The organism is Rhodothermales bacterium (assembly GCA_034439735.1).
Taxonomy (GTDB): Bacteria; Bacteroidota; Rhodothermia; order Rhodothermales; family JAHQVL01; genus JAWKNW01.
The window spans coordinates 1-9,126 of sequence record JAWXAX010000240.1 but is presented as its reverse complement, the minus strand read 5'-3'; the positions used below and the strand labels follow the sequence as shown (position 1 = coordinate 9,126).

Sequence of the window (9,126 nt, the reverse complement as noted above, 5' to 3'; positions counted from 1 at the left end):
CACTTTTCACTTTTCACTTTAGAGTGTGCATCCTCCTCGTATCGACTGCTTTTTCGTAAAGCGCCAGGTACTTCCTCGCCGAGGCCTCCCAGGAGAAGTCCGCGTTCATGCCGCGTTTCATGATGGTGCGCCACCGTTCGGGGGTACGGTAGGCTTCAAGGGCGCGGACTAGCGAGTCGTAGACCGATTCCGACGTGAACCAGTCGAACGTAAACCCGTTGCCCGTGGCCGGCTCGCCGTCGCTATCTCGTACGGTGTCCGCCAGGCCTCCGGTATAACGGACGACCGGCACGGTGCCGTAAACGAGGCTGTACATCTGGTTGAGCCCGCACGGCTCATAGCGGGAGGGCATGAGGAAGAGGTCGCTGCCGGCTTCGATGAGGTGGGACAGACGCTCGTTGTAGCCGATATACACGCCGACCCGGGTGGGAAATGTCGCCTGGAGCCAGGAGAAAAATCGCTCGTGGCGGGGTTCGCCGCTGCCGAGAACGACGAACTGTACGTCGTGCGCTCGGAGGAACGGCTCCATCATGGGATGGAGCAACTCGAAGCCCTTCTGGTCGGCGAAGCGCGAGACGATTCCCACGACCGGTGTGTCTTCGCGGTACGGGAGGCCAAAGGAGGCCAGGAGCTGTTGTTTGTTGAGCGCCTTTCCCTCTATGTCATCGGCCGAGAAATGGTCGGTGAGATACGGGTCGATGGCCGGATTCCAGACGTCGACATCGATGCCGTTCAGAATGCCATACAGTTCACCCCGGCGAGAGGCGAGTAATCCCTGGAGCCCTTCCCCGAATTCGGAAGTCTGGATTTCGCGGGCGTAGTTTTCGCTGACGGTCACCAGGAGATCGGCGAATACGAGGCCTGATTTTAGAAAGGAAAACGAGCCAAAGAGTTCGAAGGGTCCGGTGGGATAATAGTGCTCCTGGGGGAGGCGGGCCTTGAGTAATGTGAGCGGGTTGAACCGTCCCTGGTAGCCGATGTTGTGGATCGCCATGACACTGGCGGCCGGCCGGAATAGGTCGTCCCACTCGTAGTTCAGCCGAATGATGGCCGGGATGAGCCCGGTTTGCCAGTCGTTGCAATGGAAGACATCCGGCGCCCAGGCGTATCGCTGGAGGACGGAGAAGATGGCATACTGAAAGAGGATGAAGCGCTCGTCTTCGTCTGGATCCGACGTGTAGGGCGTAGGACGATGGAAGTAGCGGGGGCAGTCGATGAGGTATACATCCACGTTCGAATCCGGGATCGTACCATGCCACGTATGAAAGCCGACATCCTGCATGCCCACGCGTACGATCATCTCGCCGAGGTCGCTCGCATAGGTGAGGCCGTGGTCCATCGTGCGAATCGATTGGTACAGGGGGAGGAAAAGTTTGACGTTGCAGCCCAGCCTATCGAGCGCCCGTGGAAGCGCGCCGCAGACATCGGCGAGACCGCCGGTTTTGACAAAAGGGACGCATTCGCTGGTGGCAAAGCAGATATTCATGCGATTGAAAGGGGGAGGCGAATGAGCCCGGTTCGCCGGCGGCGTCGGGCGGTAGATCGGAACGTTTATTGGACAGCGTCCCTATGGCGGAGCCACGATACGCCCCGAGATGCTTAATTTTCTGTTAAGATTCGGAGCAAAGCGCTTTCATGGAAAAACCGCAACATAACTCATTCGTTCAGGAGATAAACCAGCTATTTCCTGAGAAATAAACGACTCGATGATATGGTAGACAAGAAACAGAGCCCGAAAGGCAAGACCATCCGCGTGACCTTCGAACTGCCGGCCGATGCGGCCGCCGAACGCGTAGCCGTCGTTGGCGATTTCAACGACTGGAATCCGGAGAAAGATCTGATGCAGCTCGACCCGAAGAAAGGGTCCTGGAGCAAGTCGATCACCTTCAAACCAGGCGAAACGCACGAATTTCGCTACGTAATCGACAGTGTGCACTGGCGTAACGACGATAAGGCGGATCGCTACGTCACCAATCCGTTCTTCTGCGAAAACAGCGTTCTCGAGCTCTGAACGCTCGGGGGAATGACGCTTCGCACTGACTTCCATCAGGCGCAAAAGGCTTCGACTTTTTGCGTCTTTTTTTTATTCGGCCCCCCACCGGCCCGCTCGTGATCGGCGGATTCCGTTGCGCGGCGTCAGGATGGACTTGCATCATAATGTACTACTTTAGGATATTGCGGTAACAAAAACGGAGTAGCCGCGTTATGTGGGAGAATTTGCCCGGCAATCGGCCAACACCTGGGCGATTGCGGCGGCAAGTTGTGATAGGCACGTGCACACAGCGACCCTGGTGACGCATGGCTTGTCGAAACCCGCCGGCGCGTTCGAAATCGAGCGTCCCGGGTTCGATACTCAATCACCAATCGGAAAATATCATGCAAGGAGCCCTTACCAAATCCTTGATCGCGATCGCGCTGGTCATCGGCCTCGCCGGCGAGAGTTACGGCCAGCTGGTCGTCCGTCCGTCCAACACGCTCTTCTTTCGGCCAAGCGCGGGATATGCGAACTATATCGGCGATAACAATGCTTCCGTGACAACAGGCGGCTGGAATGTGCTCGGGGAACTGGGTTACCAGTTCTCGCCTAAGTTCAGCCTGAGCGGCCTGTATGAGTATGCCGACTACGGCGACGTAATCCGCCCGGTGCTGACGACGAATTTCCCCCGCGTGGGCGCCAACACGACGCGTTCGTCGATCCAGGCGATCCTCCGGTACAAGTTCGGCGGAGAAACGGCGAAGTTCACGCCGTACATCCAGGCCGGCGGCAGCGTCGCCATCGGCGGCGACCACCCGCTCGACGAACCGGGCTGGGGGCCGCTCTTTGGCCTCGGCGTCGACTACGCCCTCTCGCCCCGCGCGTCGCTCTTCCTGGAGCTGAATGCCTCGGGATCGACGCCCGATGAAGCGACGGACGACATCGACCGCGACCGTATCGGGGCGATGGACTTCCTGAACCGCGCCAACTTCGGCGTCCAGTTCAACCTCAAGCGCCGCTTCACGCCGGTCGAGATCGATATGATCAACGGCCCGACGCAGCTACAGGTAGGCGAGGCCGGCATGTTCACCGCCACCTCGAACGTCGACACGGCCACGCCGCCGGTGGCATATACCTGGGACTTCGGCGACGGCACGGAGTCGCCGATGCTCGACGGCACCCACACGTACGCCCAGCCCGGGACGTACACCGTCCGCTTCAGCGCGGAGAACAAGGGCAGCTCGGATACCGGCGTCCACACGGTCGTCGTCGTCCCCCGCCCGAACCCGCCGGAGATCGTGACCATCACGGCCAACCCGCCGGACCCGAATACGCAGACGGAAGTCGCGTTCACCTCGAATGTGGTGGGCGACACCCCGTTGACCTATGCCTGGACGTTTGGCGACGGCGGCACCGCCACCGAGCCGAACCCCACACATACCTTCACGACGCCGGGGCGATATACGGTGACGCTGAACATCACCAATGCCAACGGAACGGATCAGCAGACCACGCAGGTGGTGGTGGTGCCGACCGAAGCGGCCTATTGCTCGGAAATTCTCGAGCTAAACGCCGCCTATTTCCCGGCCAACTCGAGCGTCCTCTCGGCTCAGGCCCGCGCTAACCTCCAGGAAAACGTCAACATCCTGCAGGACTGCCCGAACCTGAACGTCCGGATCGCCGGCTACGCCGCCCAGGGCGAACGGAATCCGACAGCGCTTTCCACCGACCGCGCCCGCGCCGTCGAGGAGTTCTACATGCAGAACGGCATCCTGCCGAGCCGCGTGTTGAGCGAAGGCCTCGGCCTTGTGCCTGGCCAGACCAGCGCCAAGGAAGGCCGCGAACTGTATCGCCGCGCGGATACGCTGCCGATGCGGTAGGAGGGGTTGGGTTTAAGGTTTGAGGTTCAAGGTTCAAAGGGGTTTCCTTTGGACCTTGAACCTCTTTTTTTATGCCCTACGCCTGTCGCATGTAAGGTCATCCCGAGCCTGTCGAGGGATGACCTCGGGATATGGGAATTGACGATTTTACAATCTAACCATACGTTCATGCTCGATAAGAAAGCCCGGCGCAGCTGGGCTCCCGGTCGCAGCATGACCCGAGATTAAGGTGCATGTGTCCGACGAGAAGGCCCACAAAAAAAGCACGAGCCCGATCTTACAGGATCGAGCTCGTGCTAAGGAGAAATATACTCTGGCGAACTGGGCTTTAACGAAAAGCGTGCCAACTCGCCGCGGTAGGTCGGGTGCTGATTTTAGCCTGATTTTGCACACGACGCCGGCCCTGCCATCCGAAACGGCCCCAATTGAGACGACCGCCCTCACTTCCGGTCTCACATCGGGCGGCACGGCGTCAGCCAAAGAGCAGCAACACGACGTAGACGGCGATGAGCATGGCGCTGAAATCGGCGATCAATCCCGCCGGCACGGCGTGGCGCGTCTTGCGGACCTGGACCGCGCCGAAGTAAACGGCCAGCACGTAAAACGTAGTCTCCGTGGACCCGAACATCGTCGCGGCCATCTTCACCAGGATCGAATCCTCCCCGTATTGCTGGATCATATCCGCCACCAATGCCGCCGATCCGGAGCCCGTGAGGGGGCGGATGAGGGCCATAGGGATGACTTCCGCCGGCACGCCGATCAACGCCAGCAGCGGACGCAGCGCGTCGGTGAAGAAATCCAGCGCGCCCGACGCCCGAAACATGCCGATCGCGAACAGGATGGCGACCAGGTAGGGGATGATGCGGACCGCCACGCCGAAGCCTTCTTTTGCGCCTTCCACAAATTCCTCGTAGACGGGTACTTTTTTGAACAGACCGTAGAGCGGAAAGCCGACGATGATCGCGGGAAGAACGAACACCGAGAGCAGGTCGAGTACGGAGCGAAAGGTTTCCATAACCGGTGTGGTGATCGGGTGGCTCAAGATGGACTAGAGGAAGGCGCGGCGGCCAGGGCGGGGTCGGTCGATCGGTAACGCCGCAGCCGGCCCAGGGTCTTCGCCGCCACGATGGCAATGGCAAGCGATAACGACGTCGTGATAAGGATCGAAAAGAAGAGCTGGTTGACCTGAAGCCCCATGATGGCTACCAGCAACGCCGGCGGGACGATCTGCACGCTCGCCGTGTTCATCGCCAGCAGCATCACCATCGAATTCGTGGCGGTGTCTTTCTTCGGATTTAGCTCCTGCAGCGCCTCCATCGCCTTGATCCCCAACGGCGTCGCCGCATTGCCCAGGCCGAGCACGTTGGCGGATAGATTGAGCACGATGAGGCCCATCGCCGGATGGTCCTTCGGAATCTCGGGGAAGAGCCGGCGCAGGACCGGCTGCCCGATCCGCACCAGCCCGTGTATCATGCCGGACGCCTCTGCGATGCGCAACAGCCCCATCCAGAGCGCGAGTACACCCACGAGACCCAGCGCCAGGGTGACGGCCGTCTCGGCGAAGTCGAGTGCGGCGGTGGTGATCCGCTGGAGGCGGACGAACCGGACCGGGCTGAAGGCGACCGTCGCGAAGGTCGTATCGCCCGGCGCGGCGTCGAACGCCAGAACCCCGTCGAACACCAGCACGCCGCGCAGGTCGTTGTCGCGGGCGGAAGTGACGCTACGAATCGTGGCCAGCGGCTCGGGCAGGTCCGTGTCTCGGGCGAACTGGAGCTGCCGGCCGTCCTGTGTGTTGATCACGACGCCTTCGAACGACTCCGGTAGGCCGGCTTCGATCCCGTACCGATCTCGGGCAATATCCGGCGCGATCCGAACCTCAACCGCCGATCGCCGCGCCTCCGCCTCATATCCTCCCGTATACAGAACGGTGACGGGCAGCGGCTGGCCGTTGCGGTAGACATCGCGGGATAGTTCGCCGAAATCCACGACGAGGGCAAAAACGAGGCTGAGGACGATCAGTCCACCCCAGATGTAGTTCAGCATGAAGGTTTGAGCATCAGATGATTGGTGTGGTGCTAATCACATCGTCTGTAGGGGCGGAAGATACTCGTTTTGCGCGCGACTTGCCTTGCAGCCTCGCCGGCTCGTATTCTCCCGGATACTACACACCCCGCCACCATCCGCCTGCTCCGTCCGGCCGTTCCCGCCATGCCCCATTCCAGCCTTCGATTTATCGCCCATCTCTCACTAATTTTGGGCCTTGCAGGCTGCGGCACTGCCAGCGAAATACAGGCGCCGCAAGCCACGGCGGCCGTCGCGCCACCGGCCGGCCTCGCGCCCTCCTTCCCGATCCAGGTCCTCTTCGTGGGCGACTCCGGTCATCACGCGCCGTCCGATCGTCTGCTGCAGGTGCTTCCCTATCTCTCCGAACGCGACATCTACGTCACCTATACGGACGAACTGCGGGATCTGAACGATCAGGGCCTGGCACATTACGACGTCGTCGCGCTGTTCGCGAACTACGAGGGCGACATGCCGGCCGAAGCGGAACGCGCGCTGGTGCGCTTTGTCGAGGATGGCGGCGGGTTCGTGCCTCTGCACAGCGCGGCCGGCAATTTCCGCACGTCCGAAGCCTTCATCGCGTTGGTTGGCGGGGCGTTTGAGAGCCATGGGACGGGCACCTTCCGCACCGAGGATGTACTGCCCGACCACCCCGCCCTGCGTGGCGTGCCGGCGTTTGAGAGCTGGGACGAGACGTACGTCCACAACAACCACAATCCGGACAAGACGGTGCTGTCGTACCGCGTCGATGGCAGCGTCCGCGAGCCGTGGACGTGGGTGCGGACGCAGGGGAAGGGGCGCGTGTTTTATACGGCATGGGGGCATGACGAACGCACGTGGGGCAACGCCGGCTTCCAGCAACTGCTTGAAAGTGGCATCCGTTGGGCCGCGGGAGACTGGGCCGTAAACACCGAGCCGCCGGCCGCCCCCTTTGAATACGTCTCGGCCGCGTTGCCGTCGCTGGAATACAACTCGACCCGAGAAAACGAACACAATCCCCGCGAGATGCAGCTGCCGCTGTCGCCGGAGGCCTCGGCGCCGCTGATGGTCGTCCCGCCGGCATTTGAGGTCCTGCTCTTCGCCGCCGAGCCGGACATCCAGAAGCCGATTGCCATGAACTGGGACGAACGGGGCCGGCTGTGGATTCTGGAGACCGTCGACTACCCGAACGACCTCTACGAAGAGGAAGGCCGCGGCAACGACCGCGTCAAGATCCTCGAAGACACCGACGGCGACGGGCGGGCGGATAAATTCACGGTCTTCGCCGAACAGCTCAGCATCCCCACCAGCTTCGTCTTCGCCGATGGCGGCATCGTCGTCACCCAGGCGCCGCACACCATCTTCCTGAAAGACACCGACGGCGACGACATCGCCGACGTCCGGAAGACGCTCTTTTCAGGATGGGGGACGTTTGACACCCACGCCGGCCCGAACAACCTCAAATGGGGTTTCGACAACTGGATCTGGGGCGTGCTCGGGTATTCGGGGTTTGAAGGGAAGATCGGGGAGGATTCACTCGAATTCCGCCAGGGCTTTTACCGGTTCAAGCCGGACGGGTCGGCGTTCGACTACCTCCGCAGCACGAACAACAACACCTGGGGCTTTGGCTTCAGCGAAGAAGGGTTCGCGTTTGCCTCGACGGCGAACAACAACCCGAGCGTCTACATGCCCATTCCCGAACGGTACTACCGTGCCGTCAACGGTTGGACGCCCGAGCGACTGGGCACCATCGCCGAGGACCGGCGCGTCTTCCCGGTGACCACCCGCACCCGGCAGGGGGACCACAAGGGCAACTACACCGGCGCCGCCGGCCACGCGTTGTACACGGCGCGTCAGTACCCGGCGTCGTACTGGAACCGGATGGCGTTTGTGAGCGAGCCCACGGTGCACACCCTCGGCCAGTTCGCCCTGGAGGCCGTCGGGGCGGATTTTAAGGCGCTCAACAAGTACAACCTCGTCGGCAGTCGCGACGAGTGGACGGTCCCGATCGTGGCCGAGGTAGGGCCCGATGGGGCGGTGTGGATGATCGACTGGTACAACTTCATCCCGCAGCATAACCTCGGGCCGTTCCGCGAGCACTGGGACGCCGGCAAGAACAACGCCTACGTCACCCCGCTGCGCGACCGCGAGCGGGGCCGCATCTACCGAATCCGCTGGAAGGACGCCCCGGCGCAGGAGGCCATCCGGCTGGATACCGCCACGCCGGCCCAGCTCGTCGCCACCCTGGCGAATGACAACCAGCTCTGGCGGATGCACGCCCAGCGGCTGCTGGTAGAGCGCGGGCAGCGGGACGTCCTGCCGGCGCTGTACGCCCTGGTGCGGACTACGAGCGTCGATGCCCTCGGGCTGAACGTCGGCGCCATCCACGCGTTGTGGACACTGCACGGGCTTGGCGCGCTCGACGGCGCCACCCCCGAGGCAACGACCGTCGCGACCGAGGCCCTCGGGCATCCTTCCCCTGGCGTCCGCCGCACCGCGCTGATGACGATGCCAAAGTCCGACGCCGTCGGAGCCATTCTGCCCCTGCTTCAGGACGCCGACTTCCAGGTGCGCAAGGCCGCCCTGTTGGCGCTTGCCGAGGCGCCGGCTTCCGACGCCGCCGGCCAGGCCGTCCTCCAGGCCATGGGCCTACCCGAAAACATGGCCGACACCTGGCTGCCGGACGCCCTCGCCATCGCCGCCGCGCGTCATGCGCCGGGCTTTTTCGTCGCCCTGTCGGCGAACGGCATGCCCGCTCTCGAAGGCGACGCCGGCGCCCGCCAGGCGGTGGTCCTGGCGCGCGTGGCCGTCCACCATGCCACCGGCGATGCGCCGGCCGGTTTTGCCGCCGCCCTGATGGCCCTCAAACGCCTCGACCCGGCACTGGCCGCCGAGGTGGTGGCCAGCATGACCAAAAACATCCCCGAGGGCACACAGCCGAAGATCCAGATCAACGACCGCATGATGGAAGGCTGGCCCGAGCCGGTGCGGGAGCAATTGCGGGCGCTGGGGGAAAAGATTAGCGATTAGCGATTAGCGATTAGCGATTGTCGATTTAGCCATTTGGGATGTGAGGAGTGCCGTTTCATTTCTCATTTCTCATTTCTCATTTTGCCTTTTGCCTTTTGCCTTGCCCACCATCCTCCTCATCGGTACGCTCGACACAAAAGGACGTGAGTTTGCGTTTGTGCGCGAGCTCATCGAGGCGAACGGGTGTGGTGTGCTCATGAT

General features: G+C 62.2%; 6 protein-coding genes. 3 read left to right on the top strand and 3 right to left on the bottom strand.

The genetic code is table 11. The features are described from left to right. Window positions 1-13: 13 nt before the first annotated feature. Complete coding sequence (glgA, locus tag SH809_17530) at window positions 14-1,486, bottom strand: glycogen synthase GlgA (protein ID MDZ4701518.1); 1,473 nt, start codon at window positions 1,484-1,486, stop codon at window positions 14-16. A gap of 225 nt (window positions 1,487-1,711) precedes the next feature. On the opposite strand from glgA, the gene SH809_17525 reads away from it, so the two are divergent. Both SH809_17525 and SH809_17520 read left to right on the top strand, forming a co-directional pair. Beyond that, complete coding sequence (locus tag SH809_17525) at window positions 1,712-2,011, top strand: isoamylase early set domain-containing protein (GenBank protein MDZ4701517.1); 300 nt, start codon at window positions 1,712-1,714, stop codon at window positions 2,009-2,011. A 365-nt stretch (window positions 2,012-2,376) separates the two neighbouring features. Beyond that, window positions 2,377-3,855 (top strand): PKD domain-containing protein, encoded by a 1,479-nt coding sequence (locus SH809_17520; GenBank protein ID MDZ4701516.1) that lies wholly within the window; start codon window positions 2,377-2,379, stop codon window positions 3,853-3,855. A gap of 472 nt (window positions 3,856-4,327) precedes the next feature. Here the strand turns inward: SH809_17520 and SH809_17515 are convergent, their stop codons facing one another. Continuing rightward, entirely contained in the window at window positions 4,328-4,870 is a 543-nt protein-coding gene (locus tag SH809_17515; GenBank protein ID MDZ4701515.1) for a spore maturation protein, read from the bottom strand. 23 nt (window positions 4,871-4,893) lie between these two features. Further along, window positions 4,894-5,898, bottom strand: a complete 1,005-nt coding sequence (locus tag SH809_17510; protein ID MDZ4701514.1) for a nucleoside recognition domain-containing protein — start codon at window positions 5,896-5,898, stop codon at window positions 4,894-4,896. Window positions 5,899-6,063: 165 nt separating this feature from the next. On the opposite strand from SH809_17510, the gene SH809_17505 reads away from it, so the two are divergent. Further along, window positions 6,064-8,925: a PVC-type heme-binding CxxCH protein gene (locus SH809_17505; protein MDZ4701513.1), complete on the top strand. Its 2,862-nt coding sequence runs from the start codon at window positions 6,064-6,066 to the stop codon at window positions 8,923-8,925. Window positions 8,926-9,126: the final 201 nt, after the last annotated feature.

What these genes read in the sequence shown, in the direction of transcription:
- SH809_17510 (MDZ4701514.1), bottom strand. Translation starts at nt 5,898, where the DNA reads ATGCTGAACTACATCTGGGGTGGACTGATCGTCCTCAGCCTCGTTTTT.
- SH809_17525 (MDZ4701517.1), top strand. Translation starts at nt 1,712, where the DNA reads ATGGTAGACAAGAAACAGAGCCCGAAAGGCAAGACCATCCGCGTGACC.
- SH809_17520 (MDZ4701516.1), top strand. Translation starts at nt 2,377, where the DNA reads ATGCAAGGAGCCCTTACCAAATCCTTGATCGCGATCGCGCTGGTCATC.
- SH809_17505 (MDZ4701513.1), top strand. Translation starts at nt 6,064, where the DNA reads ATGCCCCATTCCAGCCTTCGATTTATCGCCCATCTCTCACTAATTTTG.
- SH809_17515 (MDZ4701515.1), bottom strand. Translation starts at nt 4,870, where the DNA reads ATGGAAACCTTTCGCTCCGTACTCGACCTGCTCTCGGTGTTCGTTCTT.
- glgA (MDZ4701518.1), bottom strand. Translation starts at nt 1,486, where the DNA reads ATGAATATCTGCTTTGCCACCAGCGAATGCGTCCCTTTTGTCAAAACC.